This window comes from Proteus terrae (genome assembly GCF_003144325.1).
Taxonomy (GTDB): domain Bacteria; phylum Pseudomonadota; class Gammaproteobacteria; order Enterobacterales; family Enterobacteriaceae; genus Proteus; species Proteus terrae.
Genome location: NZ_PENS01000002.1, coordinates 251,536 through 273,604 on the forward strand (window position 1 = coordinate 251,536; position 22,069 = coordinate 273,604).

16 protein-coding genes are annotated in these 22,069 nt (G+C 37.9%); 8 read left to right on the top strand and 8 right to left on the bottom strand.

All coding sequences use genetic code 11. From position 1 onward, the window contains the following. Positions 1-48 precede the first annotated feature (48 nt). Positions 49-1,122 carry a magnesium transporter gene (gene mgtE, locus DK857_RS03090; RefSeq protein ID WP_109392841.1) on the top strand — a complete coding sequence of 358 codons (1,074 nt, stop codon included), beginning with the start codon at positions 49-51 and terminating at the stop codon, positions 1,120-1,122. Between the two features lie 70 nt (positions 1,123-1,192). Here mgtE and DK857_RS03095 read toward each other — a convergent pair whose 3' ends face one another. Further along, complete coding sequence (locus tag DK857_RS03095) at positions 1,193-1,708, bottom strand: SprT family zinc-dependent metalloprotease (RefSeq protein WP_138158011.1); 516 nt, start codon at positions 1,706-1,708, stop codon at positions 1,193-1,195. Positions 1,709-1,813: 105 nt separating this feature from the next. Here DK857_RS03095 and DK857_RS03100 point away from each other — a divergent pair, with 105 nt between their 5' ends. From DK857_RS03100 to DK857_RS03110, 3 genes are read left to right on the top strand one after another with little or no spacing between them, the layout of a single operon-like run. Next, positions 1,814-2,137, top strand: coding sequence for an ArsR/SmtB family transcription factor (locus DK857_RS03100; protein ID WP_036912417.1), 324 nt, complete (start codon positions 1,814-1,816; stop codon positions 2,135-2,137). Between the two features lie 3 nt (positions 2,138-2,140). Beyond that, positions 2,141-2,581: a YeeE/YedE family protein gene (locus DK857_RS03105; protein ID WP_109392842.1), complete on the top strand. Its 441-nt coding sequence runs from the start codon at positions 2,141-2,143 to the stop codon at positions 2,579-2,581. 4 nt (positions 2,582-2,585) lie between these two features. Next, positions 2,586-2,999: a YeeE/YedE family protein gene (locus DK857_RS03110; protein ID WP_109392843.1), complete on the top strand. Its 414-nt coding sequence runs from the start codon at positions 2,586-2,588 to the stop codon at positions 2,997-2,999. Positions 3,000-3,082: 83 nt separating this feature from the next. Here DK857_RS03110 and bcsC read toward each other — a convergent pair whose 3' ends face one another. Genes bcsC through bcsR form a run of 5 tightly spaced genes read right to left on the bottom strand, consistent with a single transcriptional unit; the run spans position 3,083 to position 12,310 of the window. After that, positions 3,083-6,403 carry a cellulose synthase complex outer membrane protein BcsC gene (gene bcsC, locus DK857_RS03115; RefSeq protein WP_109401525.1) on the bottom strand — a complete coding sequence of 1,107 codons (3,321 nt, stop codon included), beginning with the start codon at positions 6,401-6,403 and terminating at the stop codon, positions 3,083-3,085. A gap of 3 nt (positions 6,404-6,406) precedes the next feature. Next, the gene (bcsB, locus tag DK857_RS03120; RefSeq protein ID WP_109401526.1) at positions 6,407-8,728 is read right to left on the bottom strand and encodes a cellulose biosynthesis cyclic di-GMP-binding regulatory protein BcsB; all 2,322 of its coding nucleotides are present in this window, start codon (positions 8,726-8,728) and stop codon (positions 6,407-6,409) included. A 59-nt stretch (positions 8,729-8,787) separates the two neighbouring features. Beyond that, positions 8,788-11,373 carry a UDP-forming cellulose synthase catalytic subunit gene (gene bcsA, locus DK857_RS03125; RefSeq protein ID WP_109401527.1) on the bottom strand — a complete coding sequence of 862 codons (2,586 nt, stop codon included), beginning with the start codon at positions 11,371-11,373 and terminating at the stop codon, positions 8,788-8,790. Next, the gene (locus tag DK857_RS03130) at positions 11,373-12,110 is read right to left on the bottom strand and encodes a cellulose synthase operon protein YhjQ/BcsQ (protein WP_109392847.1); all 738 of its coding nucleotides are present in this window, start codon (positions 12,108-12,110) and stop codon (positions 11,373-11,375) included. Before DK857_RS03130 ends, bcsA begins: the two co-directional genes overlap by 1 nt. An 8-nt stretch (positions 12,111-12,118) precedes the next feature. Beyond that, on the bottom strand, positions 12,119-12,310 hold the full coding sequence (bcsR, locus tag DK857_RS03135) for a cellulose biosynthesis protein BcsR (protein ID WP_109392848.1): 192 nt from the start codon (positions 12,308-12,310) through the stop codon (positions 12,119-12,121). 860 nt (positions 12,311-13,170) lie between these two features. On the opposite strand from bcsR, the gene bcsG reads away from it, so the two are divergent. Continuing rightward, complete coding sequence (gene bcsG / locus DK857_RS03140; RefSeq protein WP_109401528.1) at positions 13,171-14,916, top strand: cellulose biosynthesis protein BcsG; 1,746 nt, start codon at positions 13,171-13,173, stop codon at positions 14,914-14,916. A gap of 170 nt (positions 14,917-15,086) precedes the next feature. On the opposite strand, the gene metK is transcribed toward bcsG, so the two are convergent. Beyond that, positions 15,087-16,241, bottom strand: coding sequence for a methionine adenosyltransferase (gene metK, locus DK857_RS03145; RefSeq protein WP_075670747.1), 1,155 nt, complete (start codon positions 16,239-16,241; stop codon positions 15,087-15,089). A gap of 689 nt (positions 16,242-16,930) precedes the next feature. Here metK and speA point away from each other — a divergent pair. From speA to DK857_RS03160, 3 genes are all read left to right on the top strand, one after another. Then, positions 16,931-18,838, top strand: coding sequence for a biosynthetic arginine decarboxylase (gene speA / locus DK857_RS03150; RefSeq protein WP_109392850.1), 1,908 nt, complete (start codon positions 16,931-16,933; stop codon positions 18,836-18,838). A 103-nt stretch (positions 18,839-18,941) separates the two neighbouring features. Beyond that, complete coding sequence (speB, locus tag DK857_RS03155; protein ID WP_036912424.1) at positions 18,942-19,862, top strand: agmatinase; 921 nt, start codon at positions 18,942-18,944, stop codon at positions 19,860-19,862. Between the two features lie 333 nt (positions 19,863-20,195). Beyond that, the gene (locus tag DK857_RS03160) at positions 20,196-20,975 is read left to right on the top strand and encodes an acetoin reductase (protein WP_109401529.1); all 780 of its coding nucleotides are present in this window, start codon (positions 20,196-20,198) and stop codon (positions 20,973-20,975) included. Between the two features lie 88 nt (positions 20,976-21,063). Here the strand turns inward: DK857_RS03160 and mutH are convergent, their stop codons facing one another. Beyond that, entirely contained in the window at positions 21,064-21,741 is a 678-nt protein-coding gene (gene mutH / locus DK857_RS03165) for a DNA mismatch repair endonuclease MutH (RefSeq protein WP_109401530.1), read from the bottom strand. Between the last annotated feature and the right edge of the window lie 328 nt (positions 21,742-22,069).

Here is a 22,069-nt window from a genome sequence, read left to right on the forward strand (position 1 = left end):
ATGGAGAACTGATTTGCTAAACACAAACAGTAATAGGGAACCACAAAAATGAAATTCAATACTCAAAACAAAATGGATGCTGTATTAGTTGCAGATGCATCCTTAAACACACCTAAAAACAACTCAACTCAAGACCAATACAATCGTTTAAAAGATGATGCAACTGTTAGCGCATATATGAGCCAGTCCTATATTGCCATTTCTGTCGCTGATTCTGTTGAAAATGTGAAAGCTCAATTGGTTAATGATTTAAAAGATGAATTAATTCCAACCTATTTATATGTAGTGGATAAAGATAACTATCTAAATGGGATTTTGCCCGTTAAATCATTATTAACAGCTGCGAATGATCTATTTGTTTCTGATGTGATGCGTCAAACCTTTTTTTCTGTTTCACCAGAACAGAATCGTCATGATGTTTATCAACTGATTAGCCATAGCGGTTTAGACAGCGTACCGGTGATGCATTTTGGAAAGTTAGTCGGTGTTTTACGTCCTCAAGATATTGCTGAATTAATTGAAGATGAAAATACATTGGATGCACAAATGCAGGGTGCAACCTCACCTTTAGAGCAGCCTTATTTAGAAACTAGTCCAGTGACATTATGGCGTAAACGTGTTGTGTGGTTATTGATGCTGTTTGTGGCAGAAGCGTATACTAGTACGGTATTACATGCCTTTGAAGACAGATTAGAAGCTGCGATTTCATTAGCTTTCTTTATTCCATTGCTAATTGGTACAGGCGGGAATAGTGGTACACAGATCACCTCAACATTAGTACGTGCTATGGCATTAGGGGAAGTGAGCTTACGTAATGTTTGGTCTGTATTAAGAAAAGAGATAACCACATCCATAATGGTCGCACTAACTATGGGTATTGCCGGTTTTGTGCGTGCTTGGTTTTTAGGTGTGGGTATGGAAGTGATGATTGTTGTTGGCTTAACTCTCATTTCAATCACTGTTTGGAGTGCGATTGTATCGTCTGTAATTCCAATGGTATTAAAGCGTTTAGGTATCGATCCTGCGGTTGTTTCAGCACCGTTTATCGCAACCTTAATTGATGGTACAGGTCTTATTATTTACTTTGAAATCGCATCTCATGTGATGAGCGAGTTTGCTTAATACAATCCCACATATTTATTATCAAGATAAAGCCGATGTGACTTAATCAATACATCGGCTTTATTTTTATCTACACGAGTTCGTGTTCTATAAATTGTAAAATTGACTGACAATGACGGCAACGATATTGAGTTTCACCACGTAATACCTTGTTATGACGCCGAATTGTAAGTTGATGTTCTTCTTCACATTGGCAAGCATAAGGAAAGGTCTTAGCTTTAACGGCGCTGACATCAAAATGATGAGTACGTTTAGCTGAAACTTGTAATACAGTTTCCATCATCCATTTCCACTCTTTCCCATGAGGTGCTACACGACCAAAATGGCGATTAACTAATAAATGCGCTAATTCATGAGGAATAACTTCTTCAATAAAATTCTGTTTATTTTCAATCAATAATGTAGGATTAATACGGATTTCCCAATTTGCATAATAGGCACTGCCTGCAATAGTTCCTCTCTGATTATAATGTAGAGTAGGTTCTGGGTAATTTGTATTAAGATAAAGATTAGCCTGCTGCAATTTTTCACGCAGTGTTCGCATAACGCTTTGCACTAAGGCAATGGGGACTCTTACCGTTTTCATGTTACAGAGCATATAGCGCCTTATACAAACACGCAATAAAAAGAAAACTTGCACAATATATAAATTAACATATTATTAAAAAGTATATTGATTATGGAGTTTACCATGACACAACGAGTTCAACCTGATTTATTAGATGCAATGAAATTGGCGGCTAATGAAGCGTCTAGTATGCTTAAGACGTTAGGAAATGGCGATCGCCTCTTATTATTGTGTCAGCTAAGTCAGGGCGAAAAAAGTGTGAGTGAATTAGAAGAGAGTTTAGGTATTCGTCAACCGACGCTTTCTCAACAGCTAACCGTTTTGCGTAATGAAGGGTTAGTGAATACTCGTCGTGATGGAAAACGTATCTTTTATTCTATTGCTGATGAAAAAGTTCTTGTGCTACTCAATACGCTTTATCAGCTTTATTGTCCGATAGCAGGTTAATGTATGAATATAGATTGGGTTCACTTTACGCCTTTAAGTGCGGCAATTGGTGGGCTTATGATAGGTGCAGCTGCCGCCATTTTACTGTTATTTAATGGCCGCATTGCAGGAATAAGCGGTATTTTAGGTGGTGTGTTATCAATAAAGCAGCAAGGAAATGGTTGGCGTTGGGCATTTTTACTTGGCATGCTAATCGCACCTACTTTGTTTTATTTTTTTGATAAACCTTTATCACCAGTAATTGAAACGTCGCCTTGGATGCTAATTATTGCCGGGGTGCTGGTGGGAGCAGGCACTCGTTTAGGTAATGGTTGTACTAGCGGTCATGGTATTTGTGGGTTAGCACGATTATCTCGTCGCTCGATGGTGGCAGTTTTAGTCTTTATGGTGACTGCATTTATTACCGTTTATATTCAGCGCCACGTAATAGGAATAGGAGGCTAAGAAAATGACTAAGTTTGTTGCTTTTCTTTGTGGTCTTCTATTTAGTGCAGGATTGATTGTTGGTGGAATGAGCAATCCGCAAAAAATTCTAGGCTTTTTGGATATTACAGGAAACTGGGATCCCTCTTTATTGATCATTATGGGGGCAGGATTGCTTGTCAGTGTGATTGGCTACCAATTAACACGCCGTAGACAGCAAAGTGTTTTAGCGTGTCCTCTAAATATTCCGACCAATAAAGTGATTGATAAACCACTCGTGTTGGGCAGTGTATTATTTGGTCTTGGTTGGGGATTAGCTGGAATTTGCCCAGGGCCTGGTTTGGTATTAGCAGGTGCTGGATTTTATCAAGGTATTTTATTTGTCCTTGCCATGATAGTGGGTTGGTTGCTCGTTGGGCTTTTTCGTAAAACGCAATAATGACAACTTGCTATCATAACTTTAGCGAATATGTTAAACGGGAAGCCTGTGCTTCCCGTTTGTGTATTTAATACATTTGAGCGTTATTTAAAATCTGCATAAGGAATAAGAGGATTTGGCGGTAAATCTAAATCACCATTCCAACCATCAAATGAATAACGTAAGTACATTAATGCATGGCTTGGGGTATAGTTTTTTGCTTGTTGAATATCAATAGCCGCACCAATAAACCAATGCGGTGTAACTCGATGTTCGACTAGTGCTCTTGCGGTATAACCAAAACCATTACTGGAGTCCCCTTCATCAACAGCATCACGCTCTTGATAATAAAGTCTCATCATCTCTTCTCGATCTTCAGGGCTAAATCCATTGATATAGCGATTGAATTTATCGGGCGAAATGAGATTTTGTAAAGGATAGCGCTTCCTGTCATCTGTTTGGGAGTAAGACCAAGAAAGAGAGCCTGATAATTCCCAAGACCAATTTTCAGTGCGTTCACGATAATTAATCGGGATCCCTAAAGAGGCATATTTTTGAGGGCTATAATAACCACCTTGACCTAAAGTGTATCCGCTTAAGTCTTTATCATAATGCCAAAGCATTGTGCTTAATCCGACGGAAACGCGGCGATTGTTCTCATTGATAAGTTTGTAATAATAGCCACCCATTCCTCGAACACTGCTATTATCTTCAACGTTTTTACCCGTCAGTTTATCAACAGAAACCTCGCCCCAATAACCGTCTTTTCCGCCTAAGTCATAGCTTCCGCTTAAACGAATACCGGTTCTTCTCACTCCGCCCCATGTTTGGTTAGTCCAAATATCTCGTTGACCAGCAAAAGCCAGTTGAGAGCTATTTACTGGACGACGGTGAACATCAAATGCCCAGCCAACATTAAAAAGATCATGATTATAGGCGATTTTACCGACCCAATCAGTTACTTCGAAACCCAGTGGTGTTGTACCAAAATCCCATTGCCATTGACTATTTTCCCAGCCAATTGCGGGGCTCACACCAAAGGATTTTTGCTCTAACGGGAAACAGCCTGTACGATAACAAGTCCCAAATTTAGAGTCATAAGGTGATGTACCCAGTTTGCCACTGCTGAGATTAACTAAATCTGCCCGCCAAAAGAAACGACCATCATAAACAGGGTGATCGAGTTGTAACATCGTGGTGTGAGCGCGTAGTTTCGAATAACCTTTGCTACCACTAGAGCCCCAATAATCATGTTCAAGAGTAAAACGCCACTCTTGTTGACGATAAAGAGTGTGAGCATCAGCTCGTAGGCTTCGAGATAACCAGTTATCTTTTTCGTCATTACGCATTAATGTGGTGTACTCAATATTATCTTTTGGCAATCTATCTGTTATTCCATCCTTGATCATCGCTTGTTGATAATAATAGTGGGCTTGTTGACTATGTTGCTCATCACGCTGAAAACGAGCAATATCGCGCAATACTAAAGGATCAGCACTGTCCGGCTCTGTTTCGATTTTTTGCGTTAAATATGCAAAGTAATGTTGTGCTTTTTCTGTATTACCCACCTCTTTTTCTGCATTAGCAACGCGTCTAAGAGAATTGCTACTAAATTGATTGGGTGAAAGGGTTTCAATTTTAGCAAGATAATATTTTGCTTGTGTTTTTTGCCCTTGTTCTAAGACAATATCTGTTGCGCCTAATAATGCTGATTCATTGTTAGGCTCTAGATTTAGAACGGTATGATAATAACTTAAAGCTTGTTCAAGGTTATTTCGCTCTTGAGCCCAGTCTGCTAATAGCAAATAAGTCTGAATTTTCTGCTCTGGCGGAATATGAGCAAAAAGATAATCAACAGCTTGTTTTTCTTGTCCTTTTGCGCGTAGAGACTCTGCATGCGCTAATATTTCACCAAAACGTAATTGACTATCTAACGCTTTCATACTCTCACTACGTTGAGACAAAGGAATTGTTTTTAGTGTATTGAGTGCTTGAGGTTCTCGTCCTGTTTTATTGAGATATAGCGCATAGGCGTAAAGACGAGATGGATCATTAGGGAGACGGCGATTAAGTTGATTAAAATACTCTTCAGCTTCAGAGTCTTGTTGAGTTATTAATAAATCATCAGTAAGGCGATAAATATTCCAAACATCATTAGGATAATCTTTAGCAATTGCCTTACGTTTTTCAATCGCACTAAGGTATTGCTCTTTGTGTTCATCATCAGAGGCTAAATCTTGTCTTATGCCTGAGATAATATAGCCATAATCTTCAGCCAAATTTTTATATTGTCTTGGTGTTAAGCTATTAATAAATTGCTGAGCTTTATCATGTGACTGTTGGCGATAAAGTGCTGCGAGACTATGTAAAGTTGCGGGGTGATTAGGATGATATTTTAAGGCTTGTAAATAATGGCTTTCTGCAACATCCAATTGGTGCTGTGCAACGGCAATGTTACCTAAACCAATATAAGGCTCGCTTTCATAAGGACTTAACTTATTGAGTTGATTAAAATATCGTTCAGCTAATTTATAATCTTGCTTTAATAGCGCTTCATCGCCTTTTGAAAGTAAATGCCAATATTGATTAGCCTGAAACATGGATCGCCATTGACCGCTATTATCATGATTGGGTGATAATTTCAGCGCTTGTGAAAGATAATAAATAGCCGCACCACGTTGATTTGCGCGAGAATAACGCACTCCTAAAGCACCTACAACATCCGCATTATCAGGTTGTTGTCGTACTTTTTGTTTTAAAGTCGCAATAGGCAATGAGGCAACATCTGTTTTAGGTTTTACAGTGGAAGCCGTACTGGTTGTGCTTGTTGTAACTGTCGATTTTGATTGTTGCTGATAGAGATTGGCTATTTTCGCATTCTGAGGATATTGGCGATAAATATGATGAAGCCTATCTACCTTATCATCATGAGATGATTGCATAAGCACTTGAATATATTCCAGTGCTAAAGTCTCATCAGGTGGCACTCCGCGATAAATTTCATCGTATAAATTTAGTGCATCATCATAGCGTCCAGCTGTACGGTAAAGTTGAGCTCGCTGTAATTTTTGCCTATTAACATCCGTTGTCAGTGATAAAGTTTTTATTGCACGTTGATATTGCTCTGATTGAGGAAACTGAGTACCTAATTGAGTAAATAACTGTTGTGCTTTTGCATTATCTTTCTGTTTAACGGCAAACTGAATTTGCATTAATAAGATATTAGGATCATTGGGTTTAATTAACGCTAAACGATGCAACGATTGAGCCACTAACGCTTCATTTCCCGTGGATGTTCCTAATCTTACTTGCTCTTGCAAAAAGACTTCCGTTGCCTCTTCGCTGGCTTGTGTGACAGGCAAAATGCCTGTCAGCAAAAAGAGAGCAATAACAGAGTGGCGATGTGTGTGACCAAATTGCCACATAGCTTAATCCTTAGCCGCTAAACGACGTTGGCTTCTTATTTTCATTGCTCGCCAAATAAGAAGAGAGACAAGAATAATGCCGATAATTGCCGCTAAACCAAGCCATATAGGGTGAGATGCAAACACATACCAAACTTCTTCCCACCAAGGTAAATAACCGACGAAATAAGTGTCACCCACACGTAAGCTATTTACACCAGACTCTCTGACTAATACCACTGAACCATGCATTGCATCGCGCTTACCGCTATCACTAATTGCCTCATTTAACAGTTTGTAACCTTGTGTACTATCAGCTAATAGAGCGACAACGCTACGTTGTGAAAAGAATGGGGATTGGAAACCAATAATTGCACCCATTGAGCCTTTAGACGTCAGGGAGATACGGCTATCAGGACGTTTATCAGTGGGTTGATAACTTGTGTGGCTAAAGATACTGATCTCACGAGAAGGCAGAGTAATTTCACTACGTGCTTTATCAATCAGTACATTCATCTGTTTATCATTATTTAATGCAGGTGGAATTGTGCCGATAAGTAGCAAATCTACATCCCTTTTTTGCACATCCTCTAATGAATCGGTTAATGAAACATTCAGTGCAGGATAACCTGTTTGAGCACCGATATTCCCGGTTGAAATTAATAGAGTAGACAACTGAGTTGGAGATGGTTGCTGATTAACAAAAATCAGAGTTTCGGACAGATCTGCATAACGGCTAAATGGGAAGCCTGCGTGGCTGTAAACCCGCAAGTCAGGCAATGCAATATAGTGTCGATAATCACCGGTGAAGTTAAAACTAGATAAATCATCAATTGCCACTGCATTTGGAACAGGTTGATAAGTAATACATTGATCTACTGATCCCCCCGGAATTGGATTGGTATAATCAAAGGCAAATGTAATTTGGTTACGTTCACCTAGTTTTACAGCAGGAATATTCAATAAATTCTTATGCTCAATCCAGCCCTGAATAAGCGGTAAATAAGCGATAACAAGATTATCTTTTTTATCTTTCTCAAGAGGATAAGCTTTAATGAAATGGTCGTTTACTGAGATAGACATACGAGAGGCATCTTGAAACGCAGGTGCGGTATAACGATAACGCAATTGCATTTGTAATCCCGTATTATTAAACATAAAGAGATCAGGCGGTAACGTCATATTCAACGTAATAGGATTCGGTTTTAATCCGCGAGATTGCAACTGGCCTTCGTAGTCTTGCAATGTATTAAAATAGATAGGTTTATTCAACTGTACCCATTTGGGCGCATCATAAGGCTCACGAGGGATCAATTTTTCTACTTCATTAATTGTAACGATATTTCCTCTGAAAATAACTTGTCCACGGGCTATTCCGTTTACGGCAGTGATCAAATCATTATCATCCCGTCCCATAATAAGAAGTAATTTAATATAAGGATTGGTTGGGTGTGTCAGCATTTCGATAGTTGGCGCTTTAACATCGGGATGCTGTTTTAAAAATACTGGTTTTTGTTTATTAGTTGCAAAAACAATACTGTGTTGATTTGGTAAAGCATCATAATAAACAGGGTAATTTTGCTTACGCCAATCAACTTGAGTACCAAACCAAGAAGAGAGTATAGCAGCCGCCTTTTGTTGAACTAAATTAGGTGATTGATTGAATACCATCGGCAGTGTTAATTCACCAAAATCACGGCTGTCAAAAAATGGCTCTGGGAAGTACGCTAATTCATTACCTAAACGGAGTGAATGAAAGGTCAAATTTAATTGACTACTTTTACTCACATCAAGCCAGAGTGTCGTATTTGCTTGGTTTTCACAAATTTCACGATAATGGCCAATAAAAGAGAGTTTTATATGATTAAAATCTTGAATAAATAAAGGATCAATTGGGATCGTAATTTGGTTTTTCTTACCTAAATCTTCCTGTTTTAAGGTAATAACTCCCATCAATTCATCATTCAAATAGACATTAAGATGAGATTCCACAGGAAGGAGTGACGGAGATGGTGTAAATTCTAAATCGAGAGTCGCTTTTGAAACATATTCATCACTACGTACACCAAATTCTAAATAGCCGTCAGGGCTAACACCTGTTAAATGAAGAGCGCCATAACTAGGTGCTGTCTCTGCAAATTTTAATATCTTCTGACGAGTAGAAGGTATGACATCAGCAGAAGGCAGTTGTGTATTTCCAATACCTACTTGAGAAATAACTTCAGGAGCTGCTTCAGTTAGTGTAACGGGGGGGGCTGAAATATTAGTTTGCGCCTCTTGCGTTTCATTTCCATGAACCGAAGAAGTGAGCATAAATAAGGCAAATATGAGAAAACGTTTTTTCATTATTGTTACCCATGATCTTATTGTTTATGAATAAATTCCCAGAAAACTGAGTTTTTCCTTCAAGACTGATGAAATATTTGTGAAACATTAACGCGTTGAGGGAGTAACGATGAAAGCCACAGCAAAAACAAACCGAGTAAGCGAAATGTGGCGTAAATAAAGTAAGGTGCACGCTTTAACAAGGTGTTATAACCTTGCATGCTGATAAAAATAATGTTCTTGAGACTGTTTAAAGGCCTGTCGGCTGGGAGTTCGTTTTGCCAATCAGCCCATGTATCGGCTCGCTCAAAAGTACAAGCGGTAAATTGGATAGCTTTTTGTGTTGTCATTTCAAGAAGTTGTAATCCAATAATTTGCCCATCAATACGTGAAATATTGGCATTAAAGGCATGTTCGCGCTGATTTTCACTGAGTAATAGAGTGATGTTTTCATTTGTAGAGAGTGAAAGAGTGACATTATCAGGTAATAGAATGGCACAGCTATTATCAGAAAAATCATAGAGATAACAGCGATAGAGAGAGCCATTATTTAACAGCAACATAGCAGGAACTTTAACGCGAACGCGAGGGAAACGGCGTTGTTGCTTTGTTTCGACAGAAACTGCAATTGCAACACCGAGTAAGATAAGGTTATAGCAAACCCACAATAAACACATCACAACAGCCCAAACTTCATCAGGATCGCCTGTTGCAATACGCCAAAAGGCAAACAAAATACCCAGTAAATTTAGGTTGAGAAAGAGTAAATAAGGGCGGTTAATTCGCCAATCGACAAAGCCTTTTTCCATCACGCCACCCTTGCCAGTAACGTTGAAAGTTCCTTTATGAGGAGAGAAAAGAGTACTCAACACTGGGCGGGTGGTGTACCACGCCAAAATCGTTTCATAAACTTCACCCCAAAATGAGTGGCGATAAGTACCTTGTAACTTCGCACTCGCGAGTGAAATATGGATCAAATACGGCACAACATAGAGGGCGATGGCAACCGCAGGCGCATAAATGATATAGGCATGGAAAAAAAGAAACGTCAGCGGTGCAAGTAAGAAAACCATCCGTGGAATGCCAGAGAAAAAGTGCAACATGGCATTTAAGTAACAAAGACGTTGTGGCAGGCTCAAGCCTTTACCAAAGAGTGGATTATCAAGTCGGAATATTTGCACCATTCCTCTCGCCCAACGAATGCGTTGACCTATATGAGCGGATAATGATTCTGTCGCTAAACCAGCGGCTTGTGGAATACGAATATAAGCTGATCTCCAGCCATGACGGTGTAAACGTAATGAGGTATGTGCATCTTCTGTAACTGTTTCAACAGCAATACCACCAATTTCATCCAATGCACTACGACGTAAAACGGCACATGAGCCACAGAAAAACGTTGCATTCCAAGTGTCATTACCATCTTGAACTAATCCGTAAAAGAGAGTGCCTTCATTCGGTGTTTCACGGAAATTACCTAAATTACGTTCAAAAGGATCGGGTGAGAAAAAATGGTGAGGTGTTTGTACTAAAGCCATTTTTTCATCTTTTAAAAACCATCCCATCGTAAATTGTAGAAATGAACGTGTTGGAATATGGTCGCAGTCAAAGATAGCGACAAATTCGCCAGAAGCGAGTGTTAAGGCATGATTGATATTACCTGCCTTAGCAAAATCGTGTTTTTCTCGTGCGATATAACGAATACCCAATTCTTGAGCAAATGCTTTAAATTCAGGACGATCACCATCATCAAGCAGATAAATAGTGAGCTTATCTTTAGGCCAATCTAAATTTAAGCTGGCATAGATTGTAGGTTTAACAACTTGTAAATCTTCGTTATAGGTAGGAATGAAAATATCAACGCTTTGCCATTGTGTAATGTCTTCAGGCATAGAAACGGGTTTTCGATGCAGTGGCCAAATACATTGCATAAAACTGAGGAATAACACACACCAGGCATAAGTTTCAGCCAATAAAAGCAGTAAACCGCAAAATAAGCTAAAATTATCAATCCAATAAAGGGTTGATTGATAACGCCACCAAATATATCGACATGCAATTGTTAGTGCCAACATAACCATTGCGATTGAAGAGAAACGTCCTGGAATATCACGGATAGCTAAGGCAACTAGCCAAAGGACAATCACAAAAACAAACTGGAACGTAAGATCAAACGGCTGAGTGATACTGAGCAAAATAAAGAAAATGGCAGAAATAGCGATGACGAAATAGAGAGCATACTGCCAAAATGGTGTGGCTTTTTTCTTATAGTCAATGATGTCAATTGCGATAGGAGTGATATGAATAAAGAGTTTTTTGTATGTCTTTCGAATATAGGAAATCAGTTGTGTGGGTTTTTTAATCAGCAAATGCGCGACATAATGACAAGCTAGCCAAATGCTTTGCAACAAATAGCGTAGAGGATCAAAAACTTTGGGGCAACGAGGATCAATATGAGGATATAACTCTCGTTGTTTTCTGGCAATTCTCCGCCAAAAAGGAGATTCCATCCGTAAAAAAAACCACATAATGCCCATAAATAGCTCGCTAATAATAGCCGCGCTACGAGATGCACCGTTATGGCGATAAAACTTGTAGTAACGAATAAGAATATGTTGTGTCATATTCTTTTCGACTTTTTTCGTGGCATCGTAAGATGATGGCATTATGGCTGTCCTTCTTTCCTCTCAAATAACGAAAAACACCATTGAGCGAGTTGCGATATTTCTTCTACTAACATGCAATTAGCTCGATAATCATATAAAGGTAAACGTGAGGCACAGGTTTCTAGCGAGGCTTCATCTCGATGAAGAACGACAGGGCATAATGGAAATGGTGTTGTTTGCCAAAATTGATAAAAATCTTGGTGAATTTGGCTGGTGGCACGAAATTGGTTAATCAGTACGTATTCAGTTTCAATAAATTCGTGCTGGTGAAGGCGAATATGGCAGTTGCTTTCTGCCATTGCTACAGTGAAAAAAATATCCGCTTTTTCTATCCAAGGTGTGAAAAGAGTGTCTTCTACATGCTGTAAATCCATTAAAATAATGGCATCAGGGTGTAACTGAATAAATGTCGTTAAAAAATGGGTAAGCTGTTGTTTTGCTGAAAATGACAATTGTAAGAGCAAATTATCCTTCATATTAACCAAACCAAAAGGTAACACTTGGTAGTGTGGTCGATAGTAAAAAATACTCTCCTCTATTGGTGTTTCTGCTAATAATGCCTGACTTAATGTGGTATTTTTTTGCTGTACAGGAAAATAAAAAGATAAAATATTCTCGGTACAATTATCAATAATAAGCACTTCTTTATTTTGTTGGTTAAATTGTCGAGCAAGGGCAATTGCTGTGGACGTTGTACCCACTCCACCTCTGAGTCCTTTTAATACAATAAGTGGCATAGTTAGCCTCATTTAGTCATGTAATGAAATGCATTAAGTAATGGCCATCGATAAATAAGCACACTATTTTGTTCTTCTTTATTGATATCCTGATAGTGATAATTATTTAATGAAAATAATTTTTTTAGTTTATCAATGTCCTTATTTAGATTATTTTTTTCTATTTTCATATTTGAGTTAATAAAACTTTCATTTTTCATTTTAATAACCTCTGGATAAAAGAAAAATAAATTTCTATCAAAATTAAAATCTCGATAAAATAGTGGTTAATTAATGGTGTGTTATATTTATTTAAGCTTTCTATTTTAGAGTATGCTTTAAAATACATTATTTCAATTACGTAAAAACACATAAAATAGATATTTATTGTCTTATTTTCATAAATGATGACTATTGGTTTTATTTTTTATATTTTATTGGTTTTTTTTAATTACGCTCACTAAATAATAACTGAAAGAGTTTAGCTGCAAAATAAAGCAATAAAAAAGAAATGTAAATTAGCTGTTTATAACAATATATTAAACTATTCAAATCCGATAATCGTTATTATGTATTGATCTATATCATTTTTAATATAATAATCATTATTTTTAGTCTTTTAGTGATTGTTTATGTTCTTATATTTGGGTTTTTGTTTACTTGTTGATATTTATGTTTGTTGGTTGTTATGTGTTGTTATTAATGTGTACTTTGTTTTGTGTTTGTTTCGAAATATAAAAATAAGATAACTCTGTGTTTCATTATTTAATGTAAATAATTCATCACTTTTAAAAATAGACGCTATTATATAAATAGAACGTTGAGTGTTTTGTTTTTAAATCCAGCTTAAATAAGTTGGCTATCGCAATTGTCTTTCTTTTATATAAGAGGTCAGTATTTCCTGGCGAGATTTTCTTTTTTGTTGTTTTTTATTTAAGGGTTTTTACTTGGTTTTAAATAAATATTCTCTTATATGTTTATTTAGTAGTTAATTAAATATCAGAAGTAATAAAAAGACAGATGTGAGTAATCATATAACTGTCGAATTGGATTCATTTATACTAAAGAGTAGGAAATCAAAATGAACAAATCTAATACAACCCAGTTCGATTTTTTACATTACTGGCATGGGTTGGGAGCATGGAATTTCTATTTTTTATTAAAGTTTGTTTTACTTTGGTATGGTTATTTAAATTTTGATGCTTTTAGCAATTTACTTTTTCTAGCCTTTTTATTGTTCCCATTACCAAAAAATATTTGGCATAAAATGCGTAATTGGGTCGCTATCCCAATAGGGATAATATTATTTTACCACGATACTTGGTTACCCAGTTTTTCAACGGTTCTTGCACAAGGTGGACAGCTTAAACAGTTTTCCTTTGATTATCTTGTTGAGTTAACTGTTAATTTTATTAATATCAAAATGATAGGTGTCGCCTTTATTTTGTTAGTGGGCTACCTTTTTATTGAACAGTGGGTAAGGGTATCCGTTTTTATTATTGCGGGGGTGTTGTGGTTAAATCTTGGTGGGTTTACTCATTTTTCTCAAGGTGTGGTGCCTGCTGTTTCCGCTAATTCTTTTACGCAAGAAAGTAACATTAGTACAGAAAAAAACACGGTAGTAGCTAAAGATACTGAAGTATTACCAGCATCAGTTGAACCGCAAGTTTCCTCCGAAGTTGTACCAACTAAAGAAGTAGAGACTGTGTCTATTAATACCGTTTATCCACCACAAAAACTGAAGGCCACTAATAAGGTATTGGATGATTGGTTAACTCAGTTTTATGGTTATGAGAAAAAACGTATAACACCATTTCCTGCGCAATTAGCAGCCAATGCTCAGCCTTTTGATATCTTAATTATTAATATTTGTTCACTTTCTACTGCAGATGCGGCAGCTATTGGACTACAAGAACACCCTATTTGGGGTAACTTTGATGTGTTATTTAGTCACTTTAATACCGTATCTTCTTATAGCGGTCCCGCATCATTAAGATTATTACGCGCGAGTTGTGGTCAGACTTACCACTCTGATTTATACGATCCCGCAGATGCACAATGTTTACTGATGAATAATCTGGCTTCGTTGGGATTTGCCAAGAAATTGGTTCTTGATCATAACGGGAAGTTTGGTAATTACCTCAAAGAAATTCAGCAACTCGGTGATCTTAATATCGCCTTACAAGATCAAGAAAATCTTTCTCATCAAATTACCGCATTTGATGGCACCAAAATTTACAACGATAAGGAAACATTACAACGTTGGTTGAAAGCGCGTGAAGAGTCTAATGAGAGTCGCTCTGTGACCTTTGTGAACTTGGTATCATTACATGATGGTAACCGTTATGTAGGCGAAAATAACACCGCTGATTATGGCAAACGCGCTTCTACATTACTTGATGACTTAGATGGCTTTATGAATGAGCTAGATAAGAAAGGAAGAAAAGTGATGGTGGTGATTGTGCCTGAACATGGTGCCGCGTTACAAGGCGATAAGACACAAATGTCAGGTTTAAGAGATATTCCAAGCCAAAGTATTACTACCGTTCCTGTTGGTATTCGTTTCACAGGAATAAAGGATAGAGCACAATTTTATCCTCCTGTGATTGTCGATGAACCTAGCAGCTATTTGGCTATCTCTGAACTTATTTCTCGTAATGTGAATGGTGATGTTTTTAACCAATCTGTTATTGATTGGAACGCCTTAGCCAGTGAGCTTCCTAAAACTGCCAATGTTGCGGAAAACCAAGCTACGGTTGTGGTTGATTATCAAGGACAGTCTTATATCAAGTTAAATGGAGGTGAGTGGATTAACTACCCTAACTAACTTTTTATAGGAAACAGTTTCATCATAAATCTATGTTCTCGTTTTCTCTTATTGAGATCCCCGTATGATTGCGGGTTTTTTTTTATGAGTTTGATAAATAGAAGCCAATAAAAAGACCACATCTATAAAGATGTGGTCTTATCAATAACGTGATGTTATTGGCAAAAGATTTATTTTAAGCCTGCTGCTTCACGTAAGATTTCAGCTTTGTCTGTTGCTTCCCAAGGGAATTCAGGGCGACCAAAGTGACCGTAAGCAGCCGTTTTTTGGTAGATTGGGTGCAGTAAATCTAACATTTGAATTAATCCGTAAGGACGTAAGTCAAAGAATTCACGCACTAACAGAATCAGTTGTGCTGTTGGAACTTTTTCAGTACCAAATGTTTCTACCATAATTGATGTTGGCTCTGCCACACCGATTGCGTAAGAAACTTGAATTTCACAACGATCTGCTAAACCTGCTGCCACGATATTTTTAGCAACGTAACGAGCTGCATAAGCTGCTGAACGGTCAACTTTCGATGGATCTTTACCAGAGAAAGCACCGCCACCGTGACGAGCCATACCGCCGTAAGTATCAACAATGATTTTACGACCGGTTAAACCACAGTCACCCATTGGTCCACCGATAACAAAACGGCCTGTTGGGTTGATGAAATACTTAGTTTGTTCATTTAACCATTCTGCTGGCAGAATAGGTTTAATGATCTCTTCCATCACAGCTTCATGCAGATCTTTTTGTGATATCTCTTCAGAATGCTGAGTTGATAATACAACAGCATCAATACCAACAACTTTATTGTTGTCGTATTGGAAGGTAATTTGGCTCTTCGCATCAGGACGTAACCAAGGTAAAGTGCCGCTTTTACGCACTTGTGCTTGGCGTTGAACTAAACGATGAGCATAAGTAATTGGTGCAGGCATTAATACGTCAGTTTCGTTGGTTGCATAACCAAACATTAAACCTTGGTCGCCAGCGCCTTGTTCTAATGGATTTGCACGGTCAACGCCTTGATTAATATCAGGTGATTGTTTACCAATCGCACTGATAACTGCGCAGGAATTAGCATCAAAGCCCATGTCGGAACTGGTATAGCCGATTTCACGAACAGTGTTACGTGTAATTTCTTCTATATCGACCCAAGCTTTGGTGGTAATTTCTCCGCCTACCATAACCATGCCTGTCTTAACGTAAGTTTCGCAGGCAACACGTGCTTTTGGATCTTGTTCTAAAATTGCATCCAGAACAGCATCAGAAATCTGATCTGCAATTTTATCTGGATGACCTTCTGAGACTGATTCAGAAGTAAAAAGGTGTGTAGTCATTATATCTCGTTACCTTAATACAAACGGTTTAAGGATGGATGTTTTAACATCTAGACGTCTATTTTATGACTCTTCTCTCTTTAATTCCAGTTTTTTTTAATCAAATATAGGGATAAAGCAGAATCAAACAGTTAATCTTATTTTTTATTGCTCACTATTTTTGTATCAAGAAAATAGGGGGAGAGAAAAAAAAGTTTTTTGTACTTTTTGCTTTGCATTTTTAACTAACTAAAGGTATAACCTCGCGGTTACTGTGAAATCTGAACACAGTGTAAACCGCAGGATTTCTGATCCTGTTTCTCTGTTAGGGAAATGGCTTATAGGTTTAAGCCATGTGTGGAGTGAATGGGTAATGATCCATTGTCTACAGGTTAGTCTTTTCAAAAACCAAAACAGTACTCGTCAATACTATACACGTAGTATATCTAGAGTGATTTCCTCTTTGAGCTCCTTCTCTTTAGAGCGAAGTTGTCTGTTACTTGCCAATAGGTGATTGTGTTAACTCGTTATAGGTTAACTCGAGAACTTTCTACTATTATGTCCTGCGTATAGCTGGATAATCATATAAAAAATATATAGTGAGTCATTACTTCCAACTGTTATTTATCAGTCGTTTCAGATTTTTGTCGGATAATTGACTACTATGATGACAGGCAAGGTATAAACTCATACTCCCTAAGGAGAATGTCATGAATGATAACATCGCTCGTAAGATGCAGCAGACCTATAACATTGCATATTGGGGGGGCGGTTACTATTTAGCGAATAATCGGGGAAATATTAGCGTTTGTCCTAATCCTGATGTTCCTGATGCAACTTTTGATTTAACCGAATTGGTTAAACGAGTTCAAGAAGAGCAATCGAACCTGCGTTTACCAGCGCTTTTTTGCTTCCCTCAAATACTACAACATCGTTTACGTTCGATTAATGCCGCGTTTCATCGTGCGCGTGAATCCTATGGTTATAAAGGTGACTATTTTTTAGTTTATCCAATTAAAGTTAACCAACAACGTCGTGTTATTGAGTCATTAGTAAATGCAGGAGAGCCTTTAGGTTTAGAGGCTGGCTCTAAAGCAGAATTAATGGCAGTACTTGCTCATGCCAATATGACAAGTTCTGTGATTGTTTGTAATGGTTATAAAGACCGTGAGTATATTCGTCTAGCACTCACTGGCGAAAAACTTGGGCATAAAGTTTTCTTAGTTATTGAGAAAATGTCTGAGATTAAAATGGTTCTTGAAGAAGCTGAACGTTTAGAAGTTATTCCACGTTTAGGTGTTCGCGCTCGTCTTGCTTCGCAAGGATCAGGAAAATGGCAGGCTAGTGGCGGTGAAAAATCAAAATTTGGTTTAGCCGCGACACAAGTTCTGCAATTAATTGATATGTTACGCCAAGCTGACCGCTTAGATAGCCTGCAATTACTGCATTTCCATTTGGGATCACAAATGGCGAATATCCGTGATATCGCAACCGGTGTTCGTGAATCTGCACGCTTCTATGTTGAACTGCATAAACTGGGCGTGAATATTCAGTATTTCGATGTGGGTGGCGGTTTAGGTGTGGACTATGAAGGTACACGATCACAATCTGATTGCTCTGTTAACTATGGCCTTAATGAATATGCGAATAACGTTATTTGGGCGATAGGTGACGCATGTGATGAAAATGATTTACCACATCCAACCGTTATTACTGAGTCAGGTCGTGCATTAACAGCACACCATACTGTATTAATTTCTAATGTGATCGGTGTTGAACGTAATGAATTTACGGCAATTACACCACCTGAAGATGATGCTGCAAGACCGATTGCAAGCCTTTGGGAAACATGGGAAGAGATGCAAACAAAGGGGCATAGCCGTTCATTACGTGAATGGTTACACGATAGCCAATTAGACTTACATGATGTGCATACTCAATATGTTCACGGTATGTTAAGCCTGACAGAGCGTGCATGGGCAGAAGAGCTGTATTTGAATATCTGTCGTCGTATTCAGTACGATTTAGATCCAAGCAATCGCGCCCATCGTCCTATTATTGATGAGTTACAAGAACGTATGTCAGATAAGTTCTATGTTAACTTCTCATTGTTCCAATCTTTACCTGATGCATGGGGTATTGACCAGTTATTCCCTGTATTACCTATTGAAGGGTTAGATAAACCACTTGATCGTCGGGCAGTTTTACTCGATATCACTTGTGACTCAGATGGTATTATTGACCATTATGTTGATGGTGATGGTGTTGAAACAACAATGCCAATGCCAGCTTATGATCCTGAATATCCACCAATGATCGGCTTCTTTATGGTAGGAGCTTATCAGGAAATTTTAGGCAATATGCATAACTTATTTGGTGATACGGCAGCTGTTGACGTTTACCTTGATGAGAAAGGCAATCTAACTTACGTGCAAAGTGAAGAGGGCGACACAGTTGCTGATATGCTTCAGTACGTTAAGTTAAATCCTACCGTGCTGTTAGAGCGTTTCCGCACCCAAGTAAAAAATGCACAGTTAGATGAAGCGTTACAAGAGCAATTCCTGACTGAATTTGAAAGTGGTTTATACGGTTATACGTATCTGGAAGAAGAAGAGTAATTCTTCACTTTCCAATGCAAGAGTGATGTTATTAAACATCACTCTTTATCTATCATATTGATTTGTATGTTGCTTATTTTAAATAAGTAACAGAGGTAATAGCATGAAAAATAGTACGTTAGGTAATGAGACTGATAATTCATTGATCTCTAATGCATTTGGTTTTTTACGTTTTCCACTGAATTTTCAGCCTTATAGCAGTGATGCAGATTGGGTTATTACGGGTGTGCCTTTTGATATGGCAACATCGGGTCGTGCAGGAACTCGTCATGGACCAGGCGCTATTCGTCAAATTTCAACGAATTTAGCATGGGAAGGCAATCGCTGGCCGTGGGATTTCGATATGCGTGAACGTTTAAGCGTTGTCGATTGTGGTGATTTAGTGTTTAACTTCGGTGATGCGCAAGATATGAGCGATAAATTACAAGCTCATACAGAGAAGTTATTAGCCGCAGGTAAAAAGTGCTTAACGTTTGGTGGTGACCATTTTGTCACATTGCCTTTATTACGTGCCCATGCAAAACACTTCGGTAAGATGGCATTAGTTCATTTTGATGCGCATACTGATACTTATGGTAATGGGAGTAAATTTGACCACGGTACAATGTTCTTCCATGCACCAAATGAAGGATTAATCGATCCTAACCACTCTGTTCAAATTGGTATTCGTACTGATCATGACAGTGATAATGGTTTCACTGTATTAGATGCTGCACAAGTTAACGATCGTGGTGTAACTGATCTTGTTGATCAGATCAAAGGTATTGTTGGTGATCTCCCTGTTTATCTGACTTTTGATATTGACTGTCTTGATCCTGCGTTTGCACCAGGAACAGGAACACCGGTTGTAGGTGGTTTAACAACAGATAAAGCACTGAAGATCTTACGTGCATTACAACCGTTAAATATTGTCGGCATGGATTTAGTTGAAGTTTCTCCAGCTTACGATCAATCGGATATTACAGCACTTGCAGGTGCAACCATTGCTCTTGATATGTTGTATCTGCAAGCCGCAAAAAAATAATTTCTTTTAATTTCAGAAATTAAAGACAAAGCGATATCTGTTAGGTATCGCTTTTTTATTTTCCTTCTATCTATTAATAAGTTAAGCATTTTTTGCTAATAAATAAACTTACTTCTCAAATGTCTTTTCTGCTCTTTTTAGTGCTTATTTTATCATTTATAGAGTACTTATTCTAAATGATAATTATTTATAGAGTGTTTAATCGCTATTATTGAGTTTACTAGCGAATGATCGTTATTTTGTCACCCGCCTGTTTAATTGTTACTGTTAATCTATTAACAAAATTCTTTTTTAGAAGAATTTTTTCATCTGTAAATATTCAGGAGAAAGACAATGGCTTTGAATGGTAAAGTAATTTTAGTTACGGGCGCTGCTCAGGGAATTGGCCGTGGCATTGCATTGCGTTTAGCAAAAGAAGGTGCTGATATTGCTCTGGTTGACTTGAAAGCAGATAAGTTAGCGGATGTTGCAAAAGAAATTGAAGCTCTCGGACGTAAAACAACAATTTTTGCTGCTGATATTAGTCATCGTGATGAAGTTTTTGCTGCTGTTGAACATGCTGAAAAGGCATTAGGTGGCTTTGATGTGATGATCAATAACGCAGGTATTGCCCAAGTTAAGCCTCTGGCTGACGTAACACCTGAAGATATGGATAGGATCTTCAAAATTAACGTAAATGGCACCATGTGGGGGATCCAAGCAGCATCAGAGAAATTTAAAGCATTAGGTCATAAAGGTAAAATTATTAATGCTTCTTCTATTGCAGGACACGATGGCTTTGCAATGTTAGGCGTTTATTCTGCAACTAAGTTTGCTGTACGTGCGCTGACACAAGCCGCAGCAAAAGAGTATGCTAGTGCTGGTATTACTGTGAATGCATACTGCCCTGGTATTGTAGGCACAGATATGTGGGTTGAAATTGATGAGCGATTTGCTGAGATAACTGGAGCACCAAAAGGCGAAACCTATAAGAAATATGTTGAAGGTATTGCATTGGGTCGTGCTCAAACCCCTGATGATGTTGCTGCCCTCGTTGCTTTCTTATCAAGTGATGATTCTGACTATATTACAGGCCAAGCAATTTTAACTGATGGCGGTATTGTTTATCGTTAATCAATAAAATAAAAAGTTATTTATCAATACCCTGTGTGATTTAAAATAATGACACAGGGTTATTTATTGCGGGCGATTTATAACGAAATTAAAGCTGAAAATAACGAGCAAGCAGAGGGGCGGTAAAATTCTTTTTTAAATAGAAGCCTCTGGGTAAGGTCATAATACGTTGCCCATCTTCACCAATAGCTTCTGTTAATGCTTTGCTGTTTGCGGCTTTGGGACGGATTTGTAAGACTTGCCCGTGACGTGCGGTAATGCTTTCTACTTTACCTAACACAATCATATCCATTAGCTCTTCCCAATCATGACGTAATAGTTCTTCTTCAGTACTATTAGGGCTCCAAAGTAACGGAGAGGCGACGCGACGTTGTGCTAATGGTATTTCCCTTTCTCCTTCAACAGGCACCCATAACACTTTTGAGAGCTTACGTTTTACATGGCTATTTTCCCATGTAATACCGCTGTTTCCAGTCAATGCTGCGACACAGACAAAAGTGGTTTCTAAAGGCATACCCAATCTATCAATTGGAATTGTTTTTAGTTCAATGCCCAATTCACTGAAATCTTGTTCAGGTTTGCTACCCGCACTTGCGCCTAAATAATATTCCAACAACATACCTACCCAACCTTTATCTCTTTTAAGATCGATTGGGATAGGGAGTTGTGCAAAAGTGGCAAGTTCACCAAAAGTATAACCCGCAAGCGCTTTAGCTCGTTCGAATAAAACCTGCTCATTTTCGGGGGCGACTGGTGGCTTAAACATAGTTATTATCTTCTTGTATAAATAATAGACAGAAAAAACGGGTTGTTGATAACGTATTTAGCTTTATTTTATTTAAATCATAATAGCATGATATATCATCATTTTTTTGAGTTAATTCGCTAATTGAAATTTATAATTCCAAGTTGTGCACGGTTATCCTGAAATCATAAACAGGCTTTTACACTAGGTTATCCACAGCTTTATGGGATAACTCATAGAAAGTGAGATCACTGTTCTGATTTACAGCCTTGACTTTTACAGATATTTGCCAAAATTATCCTATTTTGTCTAACTAATCGGCATAACCTGTGGATAAAACACCCTATGG

Coding starts and splice junctions, on each gene's coding strand:
- mgtE (WP_109392841.1), top strand. CDS start 49: ATGAAATTCAATACTCAAAACAAAATGGATGCTGTATTAGTTGCAGAT.
- DK857_RS03095 (WP_138158011.1), bottom strand. CDS start 1,708: ATGAAAACGGTAAGAGTCCCCATTGCCTTAGTGCAAAGCGTTATGCGA.
- DK857_RS03100 (WP_036912417.1), top strand. CDS start 1,814: ATGACACAACGAGTTCAACCTGATTTATTAGATGCAATGAAATTGGCG.
- DK857_RS03105 (WP_109392842.1), top strand. CDS start 2,141: ATGAATATAGATTGGGTTCACTTTACGCCTTTAAGTGCGGCAATTGGT.
- DK857_RS03110 (WP_109392843.1), top strand. CDS start 2,586: ATGACTAAGTTTGTTGCTTTTCTTTGTGGTCTTCTATTTAGTGCAGGA.
- bcsC (WP_109401525.1), bottom strand. CDS start 6,403: ATGTGGCAATTTGGTCACACACATCGCCACTCTGTTATTGCTCTCTTT.
- bcsB (WP_109401526.1), bottom strand. CDS start 8,728: ATGAAAAAACGTTTTCTCATATTTGCCTTATTTATGCTCACTTCTTCG.
- bcsA (WP_109401527.1), bottom strand. CDS start 11,373: ATGCCATCATCTTACGATGCCACGAAAAAAGTCGAAAAGAATATGACA.
- DK857_RS03130 (WP_109392847.1), bottom strand. CDS start 12,110: ATGCCACTTATTGTATTAAAAGGACTCAGAGGTGGAGTGGGTACAACG.
- bcsR (WP_109392848.1), bottom strand. CDS start 12,310: ATGAAAAATGAAAGTTTTATTAACTCAAATATGAAAATAGAAAAAAAT.
- bcsG (WP_109401528.1), top strand. CDS start 13,171: ATGAACAAATCTAATACAACCCAGTTCGATTTTTTACATTACTGGCAT.
- metK (WP_075670747.1), bottom strand. CDS start 16,241: ATGACTACACACCTTTTTACTTCTGAATCAGTCTCAGAAGGTCATCCA.
- speA (WP_109392850.1), top strand. CDS start 16,931: ATGAATGATAACATCGCTCGTAAGATGCAGCAGACCTATAACATTGCA.
- speB (WP_036912424.1), top strand. CDS start 18,942: ATGAAAAATAGTACGTTAGGTAATGAGACTGATAATTCATTGATCTCT.
- DK857_RS03160 (WP_109401529.1), top strand. CDS start 20,196: ATGGCTTTGAATGGTAAAGTAATTTTAGTTACGGGCGCTGCTCAGGGA.
- mutH (WP_109401530.1), bottom strand. CDS start 21,741: ATGTTTAAGCCACCAGTCGCCCCCGAAAATGAGCAGGTTTTATTCGAA.